Origin of the sequence: Hydrogenophaga sp. (assembly GCF_018780385.1) — a bacterium.
In the GTDB taxonomy this organism is placed as follows: domain Bacteria; phylum Pseudomonadota; class Gammaproteobacteria; order Burkholderiales; family Burkholderiaceae_C; genus Hydrogenophaga.
Genome location: NZ_JADMJO010000082.1, coordinates 1 through 23,245 on the forward strand (window position 1 = coordinate 1; position 23,245 = coordinate 23,245).

Consider the following 23,245-nt stretch of genomic DNA (forward strand, 5'->3'; position numbering starts at 1 on the left):
CCGAGCACGCGCTGCACCTGCGCGATGGTCTGGCTCATGTCGACGTTGGTGATGTTGGGAAACTGGCGCACCAGGGCGTTGTCGAAACCGTTGGCCGCGCCGTTATCGGTCTCGGGTGCGCGAAAGGCGCTGATGAAGCTCAGCGGCACGTTGGGCACCTGCGCCACCGGGAACACCACGAAGAAGTTCACCCGCATGGAACCCCAGTCCACCTTGCGCAGGCTGGTGATGCGGCCTTCGGTGATCTGGCCCGCGATGTCGAAGCCCAGGCGGTCGCCGAGCTTGAGGCCCAGCTCTTCGGCCAGGCCCTCTTCCACGCTCAGCGCGTCCGCCTCGTTGTCGGTCCAGCGGCCGGCGACCACCGGGTTGTGCTCCGGCACCGACGCGCTGCTGGACAGGTTGAATTCGCGCTCCACCAGGCGCTGTGCGCGGTCTTCGGCGAAGTCTTCCGGCACCACGGCTTTGCCGTTGATGTTGACCAGCCGACCCCGGATCATGGGGTACCAGTCGTAGCGCTGCACACCGGCCTGGCGCAGCGCCTGCTGGAAGGCTTCGCCCTGCTCGGGCTGCACGTTGATCACGAAGCGGTTGGGTGCGTCGGGTGGTGTGGCGCTGCGCCAACTCGAGATGAGATCGGTGCGCAGCAGCACCAGCAACACCAGCGCCAGCAGGCCGACGGCGAGCGCGCTGATCTGCACCACCGCGTAGGCCGGGCGGGCCGAGAGCTGGCGCGTGGCCATGACGAGCGCGCGCGGCGCGGTGGCCTCGTTCACGCTGGCACGCAGCACGCGCACGGCGGCGTAGCTGGCGGCCGCAAACAGCAGCACCGCACCGGCGAAACCACCGACGGCGATGGCGCCCAGCAGCAGGTCGCGGCTGGCGGCCAGCAGCAGCGCGGCAAAGCCCACGACGCCCAGGCCCAGCACGGCCAGCGTGGCGGGTTTGAGCTGGCCGACGTCGCGGCGGATCACGCGCAGCGGCGGCACCTGCGCGAGTTGCAGCACCGGCGGCAGGCCAAAAGCCATCATCAGCGTGAGACCCATGCCCAGGCCCAGCAACACCGGGGCGATGCCCGGCGCGGGCAGGCTGGATTCCACCAGGCCCGCGAGCAGCAGCACGAACACGTGGTGCACCGCGTAGCCAATGGCCACGCCCAGCGCGCTGGCGAACAGGCCGATCAGCGCGAACTCCAGCGTGTAGGCCCGCGCCATGGTGCCCTGCGAAAGGCCGAGCACGCGCAGCATGGCGCAGTCGTCCAGGTGGCGCTGGGCGAAGCCGCGCGCGGCGATGGCCACGGCCACCGCGCACAGCAGGGCGGCCAGCAGCGCGACGAGATTGAGGAATTTTTCGGCGCGCCCCAGCGTCTGCTGCATCTCCGGGCGCCCGCCTTCGAGCGACTCCAGCCGCATGCCGCGCACGCCGGACTGCTCCATGGTCTGCGTGGCCCAGCGACTGAACTCGCCCACGCGCGCCTCGTTGCCGGCCACGGCGAAACGGTAGGTCAGGCGGCTGGCGGGTTGCACCAGGCCGGTGGCGGGCAGGTCGGCGCTGTTGAGCATGACGCGCGGGGCGAAGCTCATGAAGCCGGCGCCCCGGTCGGGTTCGACCACGATGATGCGCGTGATGCGCAGCGACGAGTCGCCCAGCAGCAAGGGGTCGCCCATCTTGAGATTGAGCGAGACCAGCAGGGCTTCGTCCACCCAGGCGGTGCCGGGTGCGGGGATCTCGCTGGTGGCGCTGTCGGGCCCGCCCTGGGCCTCGGCCACGCGCAGGGTGCCGCGCAGCGGGTAGCCCTGGCCCACGGCCTTCAGGGCCACGAGGCGCGCCGCGCCGCCCTCTTCGTCGCGCGCGCGGCCCATGGTGGGAAAGCCCAGCGTCTGCGTGGTCGTCAGGCCGAGCTCGCGCGCCCGCGCCTCGAACGAGGCCGGCGGCGTGTTGTCGCTGCTGATGACGGCATCGCCACCGATCAGCGCGCGCGCATCGCGCGTGAGGCCTCCCTGCAGGCGGTCGGCGAAAAATCCCACGGCCGTGAGCGCGGCCACCGCCAGGGTGACGGCGATCATCAGCAGGCGCAGTTCGCCGGCGCGCCAGTCGCGCACGAGGGAAGACCAGCCCACGGTCCAGAAACGGATGGGCAGGGAGGTGGGGGGTGTACTCATTCGCAGAACCTTATCGCATCAACAAAAGCCACATGCGCCGCCGGAGCGCAAAAACCCAAACCCAGAACACCGCGGAACTGGCTCCGCCAGGCCGCAGGTGTTGCCCCCTGGGGGGTGACGCGCTGCAAGCGCGGCGCGGGGGGATCCTATTTCGTGCCGAAAATGCGGTCGCCCGCATCGCCCAAACCCGGGACGATGTAGCCGTGCTCGTTCAGGCCGCGGTCCACGGCTGGCGTGTAGATCGGCACGTCGGGGTGCGCATCGTGGAAGGTCATGATGCCTTCGGGGCAGGTCACCAGGCACACGAAGCGGATCGAGCGCGGGCCGGTCTTCTTGAGCCTGTCCACCGCCGCCACAGCCGAGTTGCCGGTGGCGAGCATGGGGTCGAGCACGATCACGTCGCGCTCGTGCATGTCCTGCGGCATCTTGAAGTAGTACTCCACCGCCTTGAGCGTGGCCGGATCGCGGTACAGGCCGATGTGGCCCACGCGTGCGCCGGGGATCACCTGGAGCATGCCGTCAAGAAAGCCGTTGCCCGCGCGCAGGATGGAGGCCAGCACGACCTTCTTGCCGTCGATCACGCGCGAAGTCATCTTTTCCAGCGGGGTCTCGATCTCGATCTCCTGCATCGGCATGTCGCGCGTGATTTCGTAAGCCAGCAGCGCGCTGAGTTCGTGCACGAGTTCGCGGAAGCTCTTGGTGCTGGTGTCCTTGCGGCGCATCAGGGTGAGCTTGTGCTGCACCAAGGGGTGGTCAATGACGTGGACGTCTCGGCTCATGGGGAATTTCTCGGCAAAAAAGTGAACCGAGTTTATGCCCGATCGCCCGGGCCAGCGCCGCGTCAGGACGGGCTGGCGGCGCGCTCACGGGCCATGGGCGTGGCAGGAGGCACCGCGTCGAGCACCAGGCGCTCGGGGTGCGTGTAGCACAGGAAGTGTTTGTTGGTGGCCCGGCCGATGGCACACAGGCCCACGCGCTGCGCCAGATCCAGCCCCATCTGGGTGATGCCGCTGCGCGAGACCACCACCGCCACACCCATCTGGGCCGACTTGATGACCATCTCGCTGGTGAGGCGGCCAGTGGTGTAAAAAATCTTGTCGCCTGCGGGCAACTCGGTTTGAAGCGGGAGCCATCCCGCAATGGTGTCCACCGCGTTGTGGCGGCCGACGTCTTCAACGAAAAGTTGAAGCTCTTCGCCCAGAAACAGCGCGCACGCGTGCACCGAACCCGCCGACTTGTAGGTGCTTTCCTTCAACCGTATCGCATTGACGATGCCATACAGCTGCGACTGGCGCAGCACCATGGATTCGGGCAGGCGGATGCTGTCGATCTCGTCCATGAGGTTGCCGAACACGCTGCCCTGGCCGCAGCCGGTGGTGACCACACGTTTGGACGTGCGCTCTTCAATGTGGTCGATGCCGTGCCGCGTCTTGACGGACGCCGCTCCCACCTCCCAGTCCACCGTGACGGACTCGATGTCGTCCACCGAGGCGATCAAACGCTGGTTGAGCAAATAGCCCAGCACCAGCCACTCGGGTTGCGCGCCCAGCGTCATCAGGGTCACCAACTCGCGCTTGTCCACATACACGGTGAGGTCGCGCTCGGCGGGTATGAAGATCGTCTCCCGCTCGCCGTGCTGGTTCATGACCTCGACTTCGCGGGTCAATGGCGCACGGGCCTGGGTGAGGTGGGGCAAAGGCATGGCGGCAGACTACAACAAATTCGATGGTGACAAAGTCAAAGGGCCGGCACCTGGAGGTGCGGCCCTTTCAAACGCAGGCGAACTGGAAACGGGTTGCGTTCTGGCGAATCACTTGCCAGTGGGGGTGGCAGCCGGCGCCTTGCCGCTGGGTGGGCTGGACGCGGTGGGCGCTGGCGAATGCGCACCAGCCGCTTCGACCGGTTTGGCCACGGCAGCGGCAGCCGCCGCCACGTACGTAAAAGGCCCTGGATCGGCACAGGCCGGTAGTGCCGCAGCGGGCTTGACCGACTTGCCGCTGGCGGCGGCCGTCTTGAAGTAGTTGCCCGCCGCACGGTCCATGGACAGGCACAGCTTGTAGCTGTCGACCTTGGCAGCCCAGGCGGTCTTGGCCTTGGCTTCCTCGGCCTTGGCCTTGGCTTCCTCGGTCAAGACGGGTGCGGGCAACTTGGCGAACACGGACGTGGCCAACAGCATCGAGAGGCACAGAAGGCTGCGTTTCATGGGAGTTCCTTGCTTCAGAAAATCGGATGCGGTCAGGCGGTGCGGGGCGCATCGCTGGCCGCAGCGGCGGCAGCCGTGCGGTGCGCGGGGATCTTGCCGGCCTTGATGTCGTCGTACCAGAGCTCGTGGTGTTCTTTGGCCCAGGTCTCGTCCACATAGCCGGTCTTCATGGCCTTGTAGGCGCCCTGCATGCCGATGGTGCCCATGTAGATGTGCCCCAGGAACATGGCCATCATCAGGATGGTGGCCACGCCATGGATCATGCTGGCCACCTGCATGTTGGCGCGGGTGTACTCCACGGCCGGCACGATCTTGTCGAGGAACACGCCAGAGCCCACCACGATGAGTCCCAGGAAGAACACGCCTCCCCAGAACACAACTTTTTCACCTGCATTGAATCGGTGCGAAGGCACTTCGGCACCGCCGAACAGGCCGCCCGCCTTCATGATCCATGTGAAGTCTTCCTTGCTGGGCCAGTTGTCCTTGAGGAAGGTGAAGAACACCACCACCAGCGACACCGCAAACAGCGGGCCGGCAAAGTTGTGCATGTTCTTGAGCGCGTAGGTCAACCAGCCAAACAGCGTGCTGCCGATGACGGGCAGCAAGAAGAACTTGCCGAACGCCATGACGACGCCCGAGACAGCCAGCACCACGAAGGCGATGGCGTTGACCCAGTGGGCTGCGCGCTCAACGTAGGTGAAGCGCTCGATGACCCGACCGGTCTCGCTGCCGTGCAGCTTGATCGTGCCCTTGCCGAAGTAGAACAGTGCCAGCGCCACCACGGCGATCAACAACAGCGAACCACCGTAGGGAATGATCCAGTTGTTGCGCACCTGGCGCCAGGCTTCACCGGCGTTGGTGAGGCGCGAGCCGGGGTACTGCACGAAGCCCTGGATCATGTTGCCGGCTTCCGGGTAGGGCAGGCTCGAATAGCCCGTGACACCCTTGCCCACATCGCGCCACATGGGTGCGTTGTTGCCCGGCTGGACCTTGCCGCGTTCGGCGTTGGTCTGCTCGCTGTACTTGGGGTCGGTGGCCGCGTCGGGCGCGATCTCGAAGATATTGGCGCTGCGGATGCCGCCCGGCTGGGTGGCTGCCGGGGCGGTCACGGCGGGCGGGGCTGGATCGTCCTGCCCCGTGGCCGGCTTCACGGCTTGTGCGCTGGCCACACCCGCGCTGAGCGCGAGCAAGGCCGCAGCCAGGACAGCAGGCGATGCGAGCCGGCGCAAGCCGGAGGTCAAAAACCGTTGCATACAGCGTTCCTTGTCACTTGGACATGCGGGTGTAGTCGTTCTGACCGTACTGGGCGCGCGCCTTGAGTTGCTGTTCCCAGCTGGCCTTGTCGCCCACGCTCCAGCCACCTTGCGCGTACTGGCTCTTGCCCACGCCGCTGTACGGCACACCGTCCTGCTTGACGCCAGCGCCGTTCATTTCCTGCGGCTGGTCGCCGCACGCGGCCAGACCCAGCGCCAAGGCTGCTGCCGCGATGGTGAGTGTGAAACGCTGGATCATGATTTGGTCCCTTGTGCGGTGCCGTAGGCGGTGCCCCAGCCCCAGACTTCAGCGCCCTTGCCACGCTGCAACACGCGGTTGCGGAAGATGTCGGCCACCACGTCGCCGTCACCGGCGAGCAGGGCTTTGGTGGAGCACATCTCGGCGCAGGCCGGCAGCTTGCCTTCGGCCAGGCGGTTGCGACCGTACTTCTCGAACTCGTCCTGGCTGCCGTGGGCCTCGGGGCCGCCGGCGCAGAAAGTGCACTTGTCCATCTTGCCGCGCACGCCAAACGTGCCCTGCGAGGGGAACTGCGGCGCGCCGAACGGGCAGGCGTACGAGCAGTAGCCACAGCCGATGCACACGTCCTTGTCGTGCAGCACCACGCCTTCGTCGGTGCGGTAGAAGCAGTTCACAGGGCACACGGCCATGCAAGGGGCGTCGCTGCAGTGCATGCAGGCGACCGAGATGGACTTCTCGCCGGGCACGCCGTCGTTGAGCGTGACCACGCGGCGTCGGTTCACGCCCCACGGCACCTCGTGCTCGTTCTTGCAGGCGGTCACGCAACCGTTGCATTCGATGCAGCGCTCTGCATCACAGATGAATTTCATTCTTGCCATGGTGTGCTCCTGCTCTTTAGGCTTTTTCGACGTTGCAGATCGTGGTCTTGGTTTCCTGCATCATCGTGACGATGTCGTAGCCATACGTGGTAGCGGTGTTGACGGCCTCGCCGCGCACCACAGGGAAGGCACCATCCGGGTAGTAGGGCTTCATGTCCACGCCCTGCCAGCGGCCGGAGAAGTGGAATGGCAGGAACACGGTGTCTGCTCCCACGCGTGGTGTCACCAGCGCCTGCACATTGAGTCGCGCACCGGTGGGGCTGCTCACCCACACGCGCTCGCCGTTGCGGATACCGCGTGCCGCTGCCGTTTCCGGATTGATCTCGACGAACATCTCTTGCTGCAGCTCGGCCAGCCAGGGGTTGGAGCGGGTTTCCTCGCCGCCACCTTCGTACTCGACCAAGCGTCCCGACGTCATGATGAGCGGGAATTTCTCGTGCATCTTGTCTTCGATGTTCTTGGCCTGCAGCGACTTGTAGAGCACCGGCATGCGCCAGCGGGACTTCTGGTCGTCGTGGCTGGGGTACTTGGCCACGAGATCGGGGCGGATGCCGTAAATGGGCTCGCGGTGCTGCGGGATCGCATCGGGGAAGTTCCACACCACGGCGCGGGCCTTGGCATTGCCGAACGGGTGGCAGCCGTGGGCCATGGCCACGCGGATGATGGCGCCCGTCGGATCGGTCTTCCAGTTCTTGCCTTCGGCCTTGGTGCGCTCGGCTTCAGACAGGTCTTCCCACCAGCCGAGCTTCTTCAGCAGCACATGGTCGAACTCGGGGTAGCCGGTGGTGATCTCCGAGCCCACCGAGAACGATCCGTCTTCGGCCAGCAGCGACTTGCCTTCGCGCTCCACACCGAAGTTGGCGCGGAAGTTGCCGCCGCCTTCCATGACGTGCTTGGAGGTGTCGTACAGGTTGGGCGAACCGGGGTGCTTGATCTCGGGCGTACCGTAGCAGGGCCAGGGCAGACCGAAGTAGTCACCGGTCATGTCGTAGCCGGTTTCCTTGTCGACAACCTTGCCCTTGGCCTTGAGCGTCTTCACATCGAAGACGTTCATGTTGCGCATGTGGGCCTTGAGGCGCTCCGGGCTTTGGCCGGTGTAGCCAATCGTCCAGACCGACTTGTTGATTTCGCGCAGGATGTCTTCGGGCACGGGTTCGTCCAAGCCCTTGATTTTCTGCATCTTGTAGTTCTTGCTGAGCTCGGTCGCGAAGCCGAGTTTTTCAGCGAACTGATGCATGATCATGTGATCACTGCGGCTCTCCCACAACGGATCGATGACCTTCTCGCGCCACTGCAGCGAGCGGTTCGATGCGGTGCACGAACCGCTGGTTTCGAACTGCGTGGCAGCCGGCAACAGGTACACAGCACGGTTGGGGTTCAGGTCTTCCGGCTTCCCGGGCATGGCGGCCATGGACGCGGTGGCCGAAGGATATGGGTCCACCACCACCAGCAGATCCAGCTTGTCCATCGCGCGCTTCATCTCCAGACCACGGGTCTGCGAGTTGGGTGCATGGCCCCAGAAAAACACACCGCGCAGGTTCGGGCCCTGGTCAATCAGCTCGTTGTTCTCCAGCACGCCATCGATCCAGCGCGAGACCGTGATGCCGGGTTTCTCCATCATGCCGTCGGCGTACTGCTTCTTGATCCACTCGTAGTCCACACCCCAGGTGGCAGCGAAGTGTTTCCACGAACCCGCGGCCAGACCGTAGTAGCCGGGCAGCGAGTCGGGATTCGGGCCCACGTCGGTCGCGCCCTGAACGTTGTCGTGGCCGCGGAAGATGTTGGTGCCGCCGCCGCTCTTGCCCACGTTGCCCAGTGCCAGCTGCAAGATACAGGTGGCGCGCACCATGGCGTTGCCGATGGTGTGCTGCGTCTGACCCATACACCACACGATGGTGGCGGGCTTGGCTTCAGCCAGCATCTTCGCCACCTTGAACATCTGCTCTTCGCCCACGCCGCAGGCTTCTTCAACGGCGGCTGGCGTCCACTTGGCCATCACGTCGGCCTTGACGGCTTCCATGCCGTAGACGCGGTCGTTGATGTACTTCTTGTCTTCCCAACCATTCTTGAAAATGATGTGCAGCAGACCAAACAGGAACGGGATGTCGGTGCCTGAGCGGATGCGCACGAACTCGTCGGCCTTGGCGGCGGTGCGGGTGAAGCGTGGATCGACCACGATCATCTTGCAGCCGTTTTCCTTGGCATGCAGCATGTGCAACAGCGAGACCGGGTGCGCTTCAGCGGCATTGGAGCCGATGTACAACGCGCACTTGCTGTTCTGCATGTCGTTGTACGAATTGGTCATGGCGCCGTAGCCCCATGTGTTTGCAACACCGGCCACCGTGGTGGAGTGGCAGATGCGGGCTTGGTGGTCGCAGTTGTTGGTGCCCCAGAAGCTCACGAACTTGCGCATCAGGTACGCCTGCTCGTTGTTGTGCTTGGACGAACCGATGAAATAGACCGAGTCGGGGCCGCTGGCCTCGCGCAGCTCTTTCATGCGCGCGGTGATTTCGTTCAGCGCCACGTCCCAGCTGATGCGCTCGTACTTGCCGTTGACCAGCTTCATGGGGTAGCGCAGGCGGTACTCGCCGTGGCCGTGCTCGCGGAGAGCTGCACCCTTGGCGCAGTGGGCGCCAAGGTTGATCGGGGAATCGAACACCGGTTCCTGGCGCACCCAGACGCCGTTTTCAACGATCGCATCGGTGGCACAACCGACCGAGCAGTGGGTGCAGATGGTGCGCTTGACTTCGATCTTGCCGGTGCCGTCGATCGACTTGCCTTCAGCGGCTTTGGCCTTCTTCACCAGCACGAGCTGGGATGCGGCCAGACCCACGCCCACGCCCATGCCGGAGCGGCGCAGAAACGCGCGGCGGTCCATGGTGGGCAGAGCCGTTGAAAGGCCCCGCTGCAGGTTGTGGACGAAGGTGGAATGCACGCGCGCAGCGTGTCCACCCGTGGAGGATGATTTTTTGGTCAGCAGCATGGTTTTGCCTCCTGGGAAGCCGCCGGGGCAGCGGCTTGCGCCCCTGTCCGGGGCATCAAACGAACGAGAACGTGGGGATTCAAGGAACAGCCGTCCGCTCAGATGCGGGTGGTCTGGTAATACTGTTTGACGTGATCGCTGAGGCTGTAGCCGCCACCTTTGGTGGGTGCGGGTTTGGCCTTGATCGCGGCGGTTTCTTCAACGGGTGCGCGGGGAATCAAAGCTGCAGCAGCGGCGAGCGCGCCAACCGTGGAGGCGCCGGCAAACAGGGTGCGCCGGTTCAGGCCGGAACGTTCTTCACCTGCGGTCGGGTGGGAGGGCTTGGTCATGCAGATCTCCAGGTTGAAATGGCCCGCCAACCAACGTGCGGACCTTTTGCATACGTGGAATCTAACCCCACGCGGTAAGCGTTGCAAGGTGGTTCATACGTAGCCAATCGTGTTCCAGACATGGCGAGCCAAGCGTGGTTCCTGCGGCATCGCAGCATCGCCGCTTGCTGCGCTTTTGATAGCCAGAAGCGTGCCATAAGCCAAAGGTGTCGGTGCCCATGCGATGGAGTCAAGCAGCCCCGCAGCGCCACACCTTGAGCACACTCATGATTCGGTTGTCGTGCAGGCTGACGGCCTCGGGAATACCCGCATGCGAATGCCGAAGTCCTACAGCGCCCGTGGTCAGGTTGTCACACAGCAGTGCGACAACTTGTCGCACGCGAAGCGCGTGTGCACCTGATTCAACACCCCGCTCCACCGTGGGGTTTGCGCCAATACCCCACTGATTTCGTAGGCTACGTCCGTAGAATCCCGGCGGGTGGACACATCATTTTTGCCCTCCGGGCCCGACAAATCTTTGGAAGGTTGGCCCGACTGGTCCATCCTGATCGTCGACGATGAGCAGGGCATGCTCAACTTCCTCGTCAAGACCCTGGCACCGCGCTGCCACTTCGTGATGAGCGCGGGCAGTGCAGAAGACGGCGCGCAGTGGTTGCGCGGCCACCACGTCGACCTGATCATCCTGGACATCTCGCTGCCGGGCAAAAGCGGCGTGATCTGGCTCAAGGAACTGCGCGAACACGGCTTCACCGGCGAGGTGATCCTGATCACGGCCTTCGCCGACCTGGACACCGCCATCGAGGCGCTGCGCGCCGGCGCTTCCGATTTCATCCTCAAACCGTTTCGTGTGCCGCAGATTCTCAATGCAGTGAAGCACTGCTACGAGCGCTCGCGCCTGCGCCGCGAAAACTTCGTGCTGCGTCGCGCCGTCTCGCAACCTCCCGGGCGCGGCACCGCGCTGGTGGGCCAGTCGCTGGACATGCAGATACTGCGCACCTCCATTGCCCGCGTGGCGCCGGTCAACAGCACGGTGCTGCTGCAAGGCGAGTCGGGCACCGGCAAGGAACTCGTGGCGCGAGAACTGCACGCGCAGAGCAGCCGCGCCAGCGGACCCTTCGTGCCGGTCAACTGCGCGGCGGTGTCGCCCGAGCTGATCGAGAGCGAACTCTTCGGCCACGCCAAGGGCGCGTTCACCGGCGCCACCCGCGCGCGCGACGGCCTGTTTCACTACGCGCAGGGCGGCACGCTGTTTCTCGACGAGATCGCCGAACTGCCGTTGCCGATCCAGGCCACGCTGTTGCGCGCCATCGAAGACCTCAAGATCCGCCCGGTGGGCAGCGAGCAACTGGTGCCTTTGAATCTGCGCATCATCGCGGCGACCAACCGCCAGCTCAGCGCCGAAGTGGAAGCCGGCCGCTTCCGCAAGGACTTGTTCTTCCGTCTGCAGGTGGTCGACCTGAACCTGGCACCGCTGCGCGCGCACAAACAGGACATCCCCGAACTGGTAGCGCACTTCATGGCGCAGCTCGCGCCCTCGCTTGGCGTGGAGCCTTTGACGATCAGCGCCCAGGAGATGGACTTCCTGGCCCAGTACGACTGGCCGGGCAACGTGCGCGAGCTGCGCAACCTGATCGAACGTTCGCTGATCCTGGGAACGCTCAACGTCTCGGCCCTGTACCCGGGCGTCAACCAGGCGCAGGGCAGCGCCACGACACCGGCCATGCCGACCGACCTGCACGCGATGGAAAAGCTGCACATCCTCACCGTGCTCGACTCGGTGCAGGGCGACAAGACGCGCGCCGCGCAGTTGCTCGGTGTCTCCAGACGCACACTCGAACGCCGCGTCGCCGAGTGGGCGGGCCTGTGACCCTCTGGCGCACGCCGCGCTGGCTCGTGGGCTCGGTACGCAACAAGCTGCTGGCCATGGCCTTGCTGCCGCTGCTGGTGGCGTTCCCGATGCTGGTGATCGCGCTGGCCCTGTGGGGCAACGTGGCCTACGACCGGCTCCTGATCACCAAGGTGCGCAGCGATCTGGCGGTGGCGCACGGCTATTTCCAGCAGGTGCTCGGCGAGGTCGGCTCGGGCACGCTGGGCGTGGCTGGATCGCAGTCGTTGTATGCGGCGTTGCGCCTGGCCCCGACGGACAAGAATGGCTTGAGCGAACAGCTGGCGTTGGCGCGCGAACGGCTCGGACTGGATTTTCTGCTGCTCTACGACGCGAGGGGCAAACCACTGGCACGCGCTGTGCCCACCGGCCTCAGCAGCGCTGACGCCACCGCGCCCATTCCGCCCATGCCCACCGGGCTGGCAGCGTCGCTGCAGCCCGGTCGAGCGAACGCGCAGGCCCGGCTGCTGCTGCTGGAGCCCGAAGCGCTGGACGCGCTCGCACCCCATCTGTCCCCGCGCCTGCGCATTCCACTGGTGGCCACACGCAACGCCGCACCTGCCACACGCGAGACCGAACACCGCGCCATGGTGATGCTGTCCACGCACCCGGTGCTGGATGCCAAAGGTCAGACCATCGCGGTGCTCGCGGGCGGCCTGCTGCTGAACCAGAACCTCGACTTCATCGACCACATCAACCGCATCGTCTACCCCGAAGGTGCCCTGCCCTTCGGCAGCCAGGGCACGGCCACACTGTTCATGGACGACGTGCGCATCACCACCAACGTGCGCCTGTTCCAGGACCAGCGTGCCATCGGCACCCGGGTGTCGCAGGCGGTGCGCGATGCGGTGCTGGGCCGTGGCAACACCTGGCTGGACCGCGCCTTCGTCGTCAACGACTGGTACGTGTCCGCCTATGAGCCACTGCAGGATGCCAAGGGAGCGCGCATCGGGATGCTCTACGTGGGCTTCACCGAAGCCCCCTTTCGCCTGGTGCGCTACGCCATGCTGGGGGTGATGGGCTTGATCTTCCTCGGCGTGATGGCGCTCTCGGCCTGGTTCTCGCTGCGCTGGGCGCGCAGCATCTTCCAGCCGGTGCAGCGCATGAACCACACCATGCAACTGGTGGAAGAAGGCCAGTCAAAGGCGCGTGTGGGCGAGATCTCGGCGCGCGATGAACTCGGTGCGCTGGCCGGCCACCTGGACGAACTGCTGGATGTCATAGACGACAAGACCGCCGCGCTGCAGCGCTGGGGCGAGGAGCTCGATCACAAGGTGGCCGAGCGCACGCGCGAGCTGGAGATGAGCAACGCGTCGCTGCAGATGGCGCAGCAGCAACTGGTCAAAAGCGAGAAGCTCGCGGCCATCGGCCAGCTCACTGCCAGCATCGCGCACGAGATCAACAACCCGATAGCGGTGATGCAGGGCAACCTCGACCTGATGCGCGAGACCCTGGGCACGCACGCGCAGCCGGTGCGCGGCGAACTGCAACTGCTTGACGAGCAGGTCGAACGCATGCGTCTGATCGTCACGCAGCTGCTGCAATACGCAAGGCCCACCGAATACGCTGGCTACGTGGAGTCACTCGACCTCAACCGCACGGTCAACGACTGCCTGGTGCTGGTGGGGCATCTGATGTCGCAGACCCAGATCGAGGTCCAGCGCGACCTGCTGTGCACGAAGCGCGTGGGCAGCAACCGCCAGGAACTTCAGCAGGTGATCATCAACCTGCTGATCAACGCGATCCAGGCCATGCCGCGCGGTGGCGTACTGCGGCTGGAAACGCGGGACTGCGACAAGGGTGCCGAGTTGCGTGTGCTCGACAGCGGTGCCGGCCTGAGCGAGGCCACGCTGGAGCGCCTCTTCCGCCCGTTCTTCACCACCAAAAACGACGGCAACGGCCTGGGCCTGTGGATCAGCCAGGGGCTGGTGGAGCGCTACGGCGGCAGCATCTCTGCGGACAACCGCCCGGGCGGCATGGGCGCTGCGTTCACCGTACGGCTGTTGACCGAGCCTGTAGCGCCGTCGGCCTCGCCGACCAACGACGGGCGGCCCGGGGCGCAGTGAGCCGCGGGCTCAAGCCAGCATGTCGAAACCCTGCGCCTCAACACCCACGAAGGCGCGCGTGAACGCTGCCAGCGTTGCGTAAAAGCGCGCCTTGGGGTGCGCGGCAATGTCGTCGCACATGCGTGCCACCCAGGGCTGCAGGTGGGTGGTGAAAAACTTCTGCTGTTGCGTGAGGTTGGCCACCTCGACGTCTTCGCCGGCGATCAAATACCGCATCACTTCAAAAACATAAGCCACGTGGTCTTCGGTCTCCGGCATGGTGTCGTCGCGGCCGAGACCGAGCACCGCCAGATCGCTGCGCAGCGCAGCCAGCGGCTTTTCGTTCAGGAAGCCGCTGAGGTAGTGCGAGCCAAAGACGTAAACCTCGGGCTTGCCCACACCGCCGAAGAGCGCGTTGTATTCGGCCACTGCGCCCGCGTCGTCCAGCTCGCGAGCGGCGGCCACGACATCGCGCCAGGGTTCTTCCAGAAAACCACCGGCGGCGGGCGCTTCGGTCACAGCCACGCGCAGCTGGGCCATGAGCTCGGGCGGGGGCGGCGCGTAGTACAGCGCGGCCAGCAAACCATAGACCTCGGCGCGGGCGGTTTCTTCGTCCAGGGTGGACGTGATCGGAATGGCGTTGTTCATGGCTTCGTCGGAATTCACAGATCGGTGATGCGGGTCTCGCCCGGATTGGAGTACAGGTCCACGACGCGGCAGTCGCCGCACATCTTCAGGCGTTCCAGCGCTTCGCCCTGAAACATGGAATGGCCCGAGAGCTTGCCGAGCATGACCTCGATGCCCTTGAGGGTGCCGAAGGGTTTGGCGCACCGGATGCAGTGGTAGGGCTGGGCTTCGTTGAGCACGCGCAACTGCTTGCGCTGCTCGCCGAGCAACAGGCGCGGCTGCAGCGTGATGGCGTCTTCCGGGCAGGTGCTGGCGCACAGGCCGCACTGCACGCAGTTCTTCTCGATGAAACGAAGTTGCGGACGCTCGGTGTTGTCCTGCAAGGCACTGGCCGGGCAGGCGCTCACGCAGCTCAGGCAGAGCGTGCAGGTGTCCTTGTTGACCGCGATCGTGCCCAGCAGCGAAGCGCCGGGCAGCGCGATGGCTTCCATGGCCGGGCGCTGGGCGGCGCTGTCCTGCAGCAGGTGGTCAATGGCCAGCTCGACGGTGGCGCGCTTCTCCGCCTGAATGGCGAAGGTGGCGCGGCGCTTGACCGTCTGGGCCGGTGCACCGACCAGGGCCGCATCCAGCGTCTGGATGTCGCGGGCTTCGATGAGGCGGAAGTGCTGCCCGCTGTAGCCCAGGCCGCTCACGAGGGCCTGCGCCACCGCCATCTGCTCGCGCACCGCCTCGCGGTATTGCGGCGCTTCTTCGCCGGTCATGAGCACCCACACCTGCGACGCTCCGTAGGCAAAAGCCGACAGCCACACGTCCACACCGATGGAGGCCGTGTGCCACAGCGGCAGCGGGATCACGCGGGCGGGCACGCCTCGGATCTTCTTGTCCAGCGAAGCGGCACGGCCCAGGTCGTTGACCAGCGCTGTGCCGGCTTCCTGGCTGTGCAACAGCAACGCGGCGTTCTGGCCGCCGGCCTTTGCGTAGGTGGCCAGGAGGGTGCGCAGCTTCACGCCCTGCTCGCTCGCGCGTGGGTAGGCGTACGACAGCGCGCCGGTGGGGCACACGGTGGTGCAGGCGCCGCAGCCCACGCAGAGGTTGGGATTGACGACGATCTGGTTGCGCTTGAGGTCGCTGGAAATCGCCAGCGCAGAGCAGATCTCGACGCAGGCGTTGCAGCCCACGGTTTCGTTGCGGCCGTGTGCGCAGATCTTCTGCTTGTAGGTGAAGAATTTCGGCTTCTCGAACTCGCCCACAAGCTCGCGCAGCTTGAGCACGGTGGACATGCCGGCGGGGTTGTCGATGCCGCTGCCCAGATGAAAGTAGCCCTGCGGGTGTGCGTGCTGCTTGAAGGCCGGTTCGGCCCTGAGGTCGAGCACCACGTCGAACTGCTCGCTGTGGTCTTGTGCGTCGCGCTGGAAGTTGATCGCGCCCACCGCTTCGCAGGCCTTCACGCAGGCGCGGTGGCTCTTGCATTTGTCCATGTCGATCTGGTAGTCCAGGCCGATGGCGCCTTCGGGGCAGACGGCCACGCAGGCGTTGCAGCGCGTGCAGAGGTCCAGGTCGATCGGGTTGTTGGTGGTCCAGTCCACCGTGAACGCGCCGAGCCAGCCGCGCACTTCCCCGATGTCGCCCGCGATCACGGGGTAGCGGCGGGTCTGCATGCCCGTGCCGCCGGTGGACATGAGGCTGACCTCCAGCGTGTCGGACACCAGATCGGCCACGCGCTCGGCATCCTGCAACGCACCGATGATCAGCAGGCGGCCCGCGCTCCTGTAGGTGACGGTGGGCACCGGCTCGGCGTCGGGCAGGCGGGCGGCGGCCAGCAGCGCGGCCATCTTGGGCGTGGCGTCTTTCGCCTCGCGACCCCAGCCGCCAGTTTCGCGGATGTTGACGAACTTGATGGGCCGCACGTCGAGCGACACCGCGCCCTCGGTCTGTTCGGAGAGTTCGGTGAAGAGGCGGCTTTCCTGGGTGCAGGCGACCACCAGGTCGTCGTTGCTCCGCACGGCGCGCTGGAACGCGGGGGCGTCGCGGCGGCACAGCGTGGTGTGCAGGGTCAGGTCTTCATCCAGGGCCTCGCCCAGAACCCGGGGGTTCAGGGGCATGGTCTGGTTGCAATTGCAGATCAGCGTGGTCATCGTGGGTGTCCGGTGTCTCGGGGACGGAGGGATCGTCGTTGTCGTCTGGCAAGGCTTGGCCCACTTCAGGTGCGGGCGCAAGCGTCTCGGTCGGGTAGTCTGCGGCCACGGGGGCAGCCGGCTTCACTTCATTCGGGTCGTCCACCAGTTTCAGGAACTGCGCCCCCACCATCTTCGCCATGTCCGCCACCGAGAGCGGGCTCGGCTGGGAGTAGTCGTCGATGTAGATGTCCAGCCCGTCCATGATGTTGTAGTGCGGGTCGGTGAAGAGCTTCTTCACCGCCGCATTGCGCACGTCGGGCGACACGCTCCTGGCCACGAAGGCCGAGTAATCGGACTCGGGCGTGAGGCGGGCCACGTCGTCGAGCGTGAGCGCGGGCGGTGCTTCGGGTGGCTCCTCCGCCGAGGGAATGACGGGCGCGGGTGCCACCACCGCAGCGGGCACCACGACGGCAGCGGCCGGGGCTGGTGGCTCGGCGGGCAGCGGTTCGCCGGTGCGCACCTGCACCTTGCGGCGCGACCAGCGCGAAAAGAAATTGTTGTCGTCGTCAGTGGCCATGCTCACTGTCCCGGTGGTCCACCGCCGCCGCGCCGCTTCTCGGTCGTCACGCGCACAGGTTGGCCAAAGCGGTCGGTCAAGGGTTTGAAGCTCTCGGGGCGCTGGCGGCGCTTGGGCTCGGGCTGGTAGGTGACGTCCACGAAGCCGCGCAACCAGTCCACCACCTCGGGGGCTGCGGGCACCTGGTCCACGCGCTCCTGTGCGTCGAGCCAGCGGCCGGCGTCGTGGTAGCTCAGCGTGACGATCTGCGGCACGGCCATCGGTTCCCCATCGAGCAAGCGGGCTTCGTCGGCGCGCCAGAACACCCAGAAGCAGGGATTCGGGCTGTTGAGGTTGAGGAAATAGCCCTCGGCATCGTCGCGAAACAGCATCACGCGAAAACGGGGGAACAGCCAGTGGGTGGTGGTGCCGTCATCTGCGGGGCCATCGACGGGTTCGACCGCCTGCGGCTCGTGATCATGCTCCGCACCTTCGGGCTCGGTTTCGTCCGGGCTGCCGCGCAACAACACGTCGCCCAACACCCAGCGAAACGGCTGCCAGCGGCTCATGGGACCGATCACGGGCTCACGCCGCATCACCACGTCCACCTCGATGGCGGGGCGGCTGCGGGCGGCGGGCGACGTATGTTCAGTCTTCATAGGAAGACCGCAATGTAAGCCATCCCACCGGGGCTGGCGCGACACCGAGCGCTTCCCCCCGCCCCGGGCTGCAGATTGCGCGGGCAAACCCTGAGGCCAAAGGACCTCAGTATGTTTCCAGGTGAAGACGGCCTTCGCGTTTGAGGGCTGTACCGAGGTCGTCCCAGCTGAGTCCGGCGCCCTGCGCCACGTCGCGCAGCGCCAGCACCACACCCTCTTCCATGCTCTTCAAGCCGCAGACATAAAAGAAAGTGTTTGGGTCCTGCAGCAGCGCGGCGAGGTCGGCCGCGCGCTCGCGCATGGCGTCCTGCACATAGCGCTTGGGTGCGCCTGGCGTGCGGCTGAACGCGAAGTTGGTATCAATGAAGTCCTTGGGCAGGTTCTGCAGCGGACCGAAGTACGGCAACTCTTCCTGCGTGCGCGCGCCGAAGAACAGCATGAGCTTGCCGCCCTCGAACTTGCCCGACGCGCGCAGGCGACGCCGCCATTCGGTCATGGCGCGCATGGGCGCGCTGCCGGTGCCGGTGCAGATCATCACGATGTTCGAGCGCGGGTGGTTGGGCATGAGGAAGCTCGTGCCGAACGGCCCGATCACCTCCACCTTGTCGCCGACCTTGAGGTCGCACATGAAATTGCTCGCCACGCCGCGCACCGGCTGGCCCTGGTGGTCTTCGAGCACGCGCTTGATGGTGAGCGAGAGGTTGTTGTAGCCCGGCCGCTCGCCATTGCGCGGGCTGGCAATCGAGTACTGGCGCGCGTGGTGCGTGCGGCCTTTCTCGTCGGCACCTGGGGGCACGACGCCGATGCTCTGGCCTTCGAGCACGGGAAACGGCATGGTGCCGAAGTCGAGCACGATGTGGTGGGTGTCGTAGTCGCCGCCGGCGGTCTTGCCGACCTCGGTCACGCGCACGTTGCCGACCACGGTGGCGGTCACGGTCTTGTGAGAGGCCTTGGGGCCGTAAAGGTTGGTGTAGGCGTGCGCGGCCGACCAGGGCGGCAGCGTGGCGCCGAAGGCAGACGAATTGAAGGTCTCCTGACCGGCAGGATCGAGCTGGCTGGCGGGGGCTTCGACAGGCTCAGCCCGAACGGGCGTTTCGTCGAGACCTTCGAGTTCTTCGGGCGGCAACTCGGCCGGCAGTTCCTCCCAGGTGAGCTGCTCTTCGATCGAATAGGCGCGCACGCGTGGCATGGTGCGCCAGTTGTCGATCGAACCGGTGGGGCATGGCGAGATGCAAGCCATGCACAGGTTGCACTTGGCCGCGTCGACCACGTAGTTGAGGCTGTCGTGCGTGATCGCCTGCACCGGGCAGGTGGCCTCGCAGGTGTTGCAGCGGATGCAGATCTCGGGATCGATCAGGTGCTGCTGGATGACAGCGGCTTCTGCAATGGCGTTCATGGTATGTCTCCTGCATCCTCACCCCAACCCTCTCCCGCACGCGGGAGAGGGGGTGATGCACTCAATTAAAACGCACGTATTCAAAGTCCACAGGCTGGCGGTTGATGCCCATGACGGGCGGCGCAATCCAGCCGGCGAACTTGCCGGGATCGACCACGCGGCCCATCAGCGAAGCGACGAAAGCGAAGTCTTCCGGCGTCGGCAGCCACTCGCCCTTCTTCGCGGCCCATTCGGTCTCGCTCACCACGCGGCCTTCGGGCGACATCTTGATGCCCGCGAGCGCGCCGATCTGGCGGTTGAAGGCCTTGTGCGGCACGGTCAGGCGGGTGGGGATGCCGGCTTTCTCCAGCACCTTGTTCCAGCGGTTCACACCGGCCACGGAGTCGGTGATGAAGTCGTCGCGCAGCACTTCGTTGAGCGCGTTGAGCATGGGCACGTCCTTCTCGACGAGCTGACCGTTCTGCACTTCGAGCACCTTGTAGGTCTGACCCTTGAGCACGTGGTCGTCGGTGCGCTTGCCTTCTTCGTAGCGGCCCTTCAGACCCGAGCTGTAGAAGATGGCGGCGTTGCTCGACTGGTCGGCGCCGAACAGGTCGATGGTGACGCTGTAGTGGAAGTTCAGGTAACGCTGGATGGTGCCCAGGTCGATGGCACCGGCGGCGCGCACCTTCTGCGGGTCGTCGGTCTTGAGCTCGTTCATCACGGCCGCGGTGCGGGAGAGCACGCGCGAGACGCCGCTCTCGCCCACGAACATGTGGTGGGCTTCTTCGGTCAGCATGAACTTGGTCGTGCGGGCCAGCGGGTCGAACGCGGACTCGGCCAGGGCCGAGAGCTGGAACTTGCCATCGCGGTCGGTGAAGTAGGTGAACATGAAGAAGGCGAGCCAGTCGGGTGTCTTCTCGTTGAACGCACCCAGGATGCGCGGGTTGTCCTGGTCGCCCGAGGTGCGCTGCAGCAGCGCGTCGGCTTCTTCGCGGCCGTCGCGGCCGAAGTGCTTGTGCAGCAGGTAGACCATGGCCCAGAGGTGGCGGCCTTCTTCCACATTGATCTGGAACAGGTTGCGCAGGTCGTACATGCTGGGCGCGGTCAGGCCCAGGTGGCGCTGCTGCTCGACCGATGCCGGCTCGGTGTCGCCCTGCGTGACGATGATGCGGCGCAGGTTGGCGCGGTGTTCGCCGGGCACGTCCTGCCAGGCCTTCTCGCCCTTGTGGTCGCCGAAGTGGATCTCGCGGTTGGCATCGCCCGGGTTCAGGAAGATGCCCCAGCGGTAGTCGCGCATTTTCACGTGGCCAAACTGGGCCCAGCCCTGCGGGTCGACGCTGACCGCGGTGCGCAGGTAGACGTCGTACGAGGTCGAACCATCGGGGCCGACATCGTCCCACCAGTTCACGAAGTTGGGCTGCCAGCCTTCGAGCGCGCGCTGCAGCGTGCGGTCTTCGCTCAGGTTGACGTTGTTGGGGATCTTTTCGCTGTAGTTGATCGTGCTCATGTGGTGCTTCCTCGGGTTCGTGGCGGGGATGAATCAATCAGACGCGGTTGAAGTCGAAGGTGGCCTTGTCGCCTTTTCCATAGACTTTCAGAGCGCCCTTTTCGCCGACAGCGTTGGGGCGGATGAAGATCCAGTTCTGCCAGGCGGTGAGGCGGCCAAAGATGCGCGTGGCCATGTTTTCCTTCTGCGCGAAACGCAGGTTGGCTTCCAGGCCGGTGAGCGCGTCGGGCGACATGGACGCGCGCTCTTCGAGTGCCATGCGCACTTCGTCGTCCCAGTCGATGTCGTCCGGGGCGGCGGTGATGAGGCCGAGCGCGAGCGCGGCATCGGCGTCCAGCGCCTGGCCAATGGCAGCCTGCGCGGCGTCCATCGGGCCGGCTTCTTCGTAAAAGCGGCGCTGCAGGCGCGACTGGTCGTTGACCATGGGCAGCACGCCGAAGTTGAAGCCGTCGAGCTGCAGCTTGGGCGCCTTCTCGGCATCGTCGGGCAGGGCCAGCATGTAGGCACGATCGGCGCAGAAGGCCAGCTCGGCAAAGCAGCCCACGAAGCACGAACCGGACTCGATGAGCGCGAACAGGCTGCGCGAAGACACATCGAGACGCGCGAAGGTGCGGCGCATGAGGCCCAGCGTCTCGCGCACCAGCCAATGGTCTTTGTTGGCCAGCATCACGGCGTCACTCGCCAGCACGGCGGCGGCATCACCCTCGGTCTTGAGCAGCCAGGTGCCGATGTCGAGTTCGTTGGTGCGCAGGCACAGGATGGCGTCGTCGAGTTCACGCGTCATCTGCAGCGGCCACCAGGCGGCGCCGGCGGCTTCGATCGCCGCAATGTCTTGCGGCTGCGTGCCGGCGGGCGCCTTCAGTGTGATGGTGGCGCTGCGTTTGGCGCGGTCGATGGCCACGTTCACGAAGGCGTAGCTCAGGCCGTTCGCGCTGTCGGTGCGCTCGATGCGCGGCAGGGCCACGCCCTGGCCACCAGCAGGTCGGTCGCTCTGCGCCGCGAGGGCGGTGGCGCGTTCACTCACGTGAGCTGCGAACTGCTGGGGCTTGGCAATGGAGTCCACCAGGCGCCAGTCGACCGCCTTCTTGCCGCGCACGCCTTCGCTGGTGGTGCAGAAGATGTCGGCCAGGTCGTGGCGCACGTGGCGCTTGTCGGTCACGCGGGTGAGACCACCGGTGCCCGGCAGCACGCCGAGCAGCGGGACTTCGGGCAGCGACACGGCGGACGACCGGTCGTCGACCAGCACGATCTCGTCGCAGGCCAGGGCCAGCTCGTAGCCGCCACCGGCACAGGCGCCGTTGAGCGCGGCCACAAACTTGAGGCCGCTGTATTTGGAAGAGTCTTCGATACCGTTGCGGGTTTCGTTGGTGAACTTGCAGAAGTTCACTTTCCAGGCGTGGCTGGAAACACCCAGCATGAAGATGTTGGCGCCGGAGCAGAACACGCGGTCCTTGGCGCTGGTGACAACCACGGTTCGCACCTCGGGGTGTTCGAAGCGAACACGGTTCAGCGCGTCGTGCAGCTCGATGTCCACGCCCAGGTCGTAGCTGTTGAGCTTGAGCTTGTAGCCGGGGCGGATGCCGGCGTCTTCGTTGATGTCGATGGCCAGCGTGGCCACGGCACCATCGAACGACAGTTTCCAGTGGCGGTACTGGCTGGGGTCGGTGCGGTAATCGACCGTGGTGGGCGCGGCGATGGCGGCGGGGGTGGCTGCAACGGGCGCGCTGACGATGGCGGTGTCACTCATGGGTTTGTCTCCTCGGGGCTGCGTGGAGGCCCCGACAAACCGGCAGTCAACTGCCGGCGGGAGCCCAATGACGTGAATAATAATTCACAAAGTCAAAACGGTCAATGCACTTTCATGCATGTTTTGTAACCAAGCCCAACAACTCGCTCACTTGGGTCTTCAGCGCCCCGAAAGCGTCGTCCAGGCTGTAGGCGCTGGTGTTGAAGCTCATGTCGGCCTTGGAATAGAAGGCCGAGCGCCCGGTCAGGATGCGTTTCAAGTCTTCCATGGCCTCGCGGCTGGCGGCCATGGGCCGCATGTCGCCCTGTGCGGCCACGCGGCCCATGTGGTCGGCCGGGTCGGCCTGCAGCCACACGGTGGTGCAATGGGAGAGCAGCAGGTTGAAGTTGGCCGCGTCCGACACCAGCCCCCCGGGCGTGGCGATGACCACCTCGGGGTAGATCTGGATCGCCTCTTCCAGCGCGCGGCGCTCGTAGCGGCGGTAGGCGGGCGTGCCGTAGAGCGAATGGATTTCGTGGATGCTGCAACCGGCGAATTTTTCGATCTCGCGGCTGAGCTCGATGAAGGCAAAACCGAGGTCGTCGGCGAGGCGTTGGCCCAGGGTGGATTTGCCGGCGCCACGCAGGCCGATCAGGGCGATGCGCGAACTGCGTCCCGGGTCGCCGCCGGGCACGGCGCCGCCGCCCAGCAGGCCGCCGATGGCCACGCGCACGCGCCGCAGATCGGCCTCGCCGCGGCCTTCGAGCAACTCACGGATCAGCAGCCATTCGGGTGAGCTCGTGCTCACATCCCCCAGCAATTCCGCCAGGGAACAGTGCAACGCCTGTGCTACTTGCAGCAACACCAGGATGGAGGCGTTGCCGGTGCCGTATTCGAGGTTCGCAAGGTGCCGCTCGGACACGTCGGCCGCCACGGCCACGGCCTTGCGCGTCATGCCGC

The 23,245-nt window shown here is 65.7% G+C and carries 19 protein-coding genes; 2 read left to right on the top strand and 17 right to left on the bottom strand.

What is annotated here, in order from left to right:
• The 9 genes from IV113_RS20205 to IV113_RS20245 form a co-directional block, all read right to left on the bottom strand.
• The coding region (locus tag IV113_RS20205; protein WP_291088716.1) for an FtsX-like permease family protein at positions 1-2,159 on the bottom strand (2,159 nt) is incomplete at its 3' end.
• A 146-nt stretch (positions 2,160-2,305) separates the two neighbouring features.
• On the bottom strand, positions 2,306-2,938 hold the full coding sequence (upp, locus tag IV113_RS20210) for a uracil phosphoribosyltransferase (protein WP_291088718.1): 633 nt from the start codon (positions 2,936-2,938) through the stop codon (positions 2,306-2,308).
• Positions 2,939-3,000: 62 nt separating this feature from the next.
• Positions 3,001-3,861, bottom strand: a complete 861-nt coding sequence (locus IV113_RS20215; protein WP_291088720.1) for a formate dehydrogenase accessory sulfurtransferase FdhD — start codon at positions 3,859-3,861, stop codon at positions 3,001-3,003.
• Positions 3,862-3,969: 108 nt separating this feature from the next.
• Positions 3,970-4,362: a hypothetical protein gene (locus IV113_RS20220; protein ID WP_291088721.1), complete on the bottom strand. Its 393-nt coding sequence runs from the start codon at positions 4,360-4,362 to the stop codon at positions 3,970-3,972.
• Between the two features lie 32 nt (positions 4,363-4,394).
• On the bottom strand, positions 4,395-5,615 hold the full coding sequence (locus IV113_RS20225) for a formate dehydrogenase subunit gamma (RefSeq protein ID WP_291088723.1): 1,221 nt from the start codon (positions 5,613-5,615) through the stop codon (positions 4,395-4,397).
• 13 nt (positions 5,616-5,628) lie between these two features.
• A complete protein-coding gene (locus IV113_RS20230) occupies positions 5,629-5,874 on the bottom strand; it encodes a hypothetical protein (protein WP_291088725.1) in 246 nt (81 codons plus the stop codon).
• Positions 5,871-6,473, bottom strand: a complete 603-nt coding sequence (gene fdh3B / locus IV113_RS20235) for a formate dehydrogenase FDH3 subunit beta (RefSeq protein WP_056272861.1) — start codon at positions 6,471-6,473, stop codon at positions 5,871-5,873. Before fdh3B ends, IV113_RS20230 begins: the two co-directional genes overlap by 4 nt.
• A gap of 16 nt (positions 6,474-6,489) precedes the next feature.
• Complete coding sequence (locus IV113_RS20240) at positions 6,490-9,456, bottom strand: formate dehydrogenase subunit alpha (protein WP_291088730.1); 2,967 nt, start codon at positions 9,454-9,456, stop codon at positions 6,490-6,492.
• Positions 9,457-9,554: 98 nt separating this feature from the next.
• A complete protein-coding gene (locus tag IV113_RS20245; protein WP_291088732.1) occupies positions 9,555-9,785 on the bottom strand; it encodes a formate dehydrogenase in 231 nt (76 codons plus the stop codon).
• A 517-nt stretch (positions 9,786-10,302) separates the two neighbouring features.
• Between IV113_RS20245 and IV113_RS20250 the strand changes: the two genes are divergently transcribed.
• Together IV113_RS20250 and IV113_RS20255 are read left to right on the top strand one after the other, a co-directional pair.
• Positions 10,303-11,652 carry a sigma-54 dependent transcriptional regulator gene (locus tag IV113_RS20250; RefSeq protein ID WP_291088734.1) on the top strand — a complete coding sequence of 450 codons (1,350 nt, stop codon included), beginning with the start codon at positions 10,303-10,305 and terminating at the stop codon, positions 11,650-11,652.
• Positions 11,649-13,736 carry a cache domain-containing protein gene (locus tag IV113_RS20255; RefSeq protein WP_291088736.1) on the top strand — a complete coding sequence of 696 codons (2,088 nt, stop codon included), beginning with the start codon at positions 11,649-11,651 and terminating at the stop codon, positions 13,734-13,736. The genes IV113_RS20250 and IV113_RS20255 overlap by 4 nt, the downstream gene beginning before the upstream one ends.
• A 9-nt stretch (positions 13,737-13,745) precedes the next feature.
• On the opposite strand, the gene IV113_RS20260 is transcribed toward IV113_RS20255, so the two are convergent.
• The 8 genes from IV113_RS20260 to IV113_RS20295 all read right to left on the bottom strand — a co-directional run.
• Positions 13,746-14,363, bottom strand: coding sequence for a molecular chaperone TorD family protein (locus IV113_RS20260; protein ID WP_291088738.1), 618 nt, complete (start codon positions 14,361-14,363; stop codon positions 13,746-13,748).
• Between the two features lie 14 nt (positions 14,364-14,377).
• The gene (locus tag IV113_RS20265; protein ID WP_291088740.1) at positions 14,378-16,477 is read right to left on the bottom strand and encodes a 4Fe-4S binding protein; all 2,100 of its coding nucleotides are present in this window, start codon (positions 16,475-16,477) and stop codon (positions 14,378-14,380) included.
• Positions 16,404-17,036, bottom strand: coding sequence for a DUF3306 domain-containing protein (locus IV113_RS20270; protein ID WP_291088742.1), 633 nt, complete (start codon positions 17,034-17,036; stop codon positions 16,404-16,406). The genes IV113_RS20265 and IV113_RS20270 overlap by 74 nt, the downstream gene beginning before the upstream one ends.
• 2 nt (positions 17,037-17,038) lie before the next feature.
• Entirely contained in the window at positions 17,039-17,674 is a 636-nt protein-coding gene (locus IV113_RS20275; RefSeq protein WP_291088743.1) for a DUF3305 domain-containing protein, read from the bottom strand.
• A 106-nt stretch (positions 17,675-17,780) separates the two neighbouring features.
• Positions 17,781-19,070, bottom strand: a complete 1,290-nt coding sequence (gene boxA, locus IV113_RS20280) for a benzoyl-CoA 2,3-epoxidase subunit BoxA (RefSeq protein ID WP_291088745.1) — start codon at positions 19,068-19,070, stop codon at positions 17,781-17,783.
• A 61-nt stretch (positions 19,071-19,131) separates the two neighbouring features.
• Positions 19,132-20,559, bottom strand: a complete 1,428-nt coding sequence (gene boxB / locus IV113_RS20285) for a benzoyl-CoA 2,3-epoxidase subunit BoxB (protein ID WP_291088747.1) — start codon at positions 20,557-20,559, stop codon at positions 19,132-19,134.
• Positions 20,560-20,596: 37 nt separating this feature from the next.
• Positions 20,597-22,306, bottom strand: a complete 1,710-nt coding sequence (gene boxC, locus IV113_RS20290) for a 2,3-epoxybenzoyl-CoA dihydrolase (RefSeq protein ID WP_291088749.1) — start codon at positions 22,304-22,306, stop codon at positions 20,597-20,599.
• A gap of 112 nt (positions 22,307-22,418) precedes the next feature.
• A partial coding sequence (locus IV113_RS20295; RefSeq protein ID WP_291088751.1) for a helix-turn-helix transcriptional regulator occupies positions 22,419-23,245 on the bottom strand: 827 nt, incomplete at its 5' end.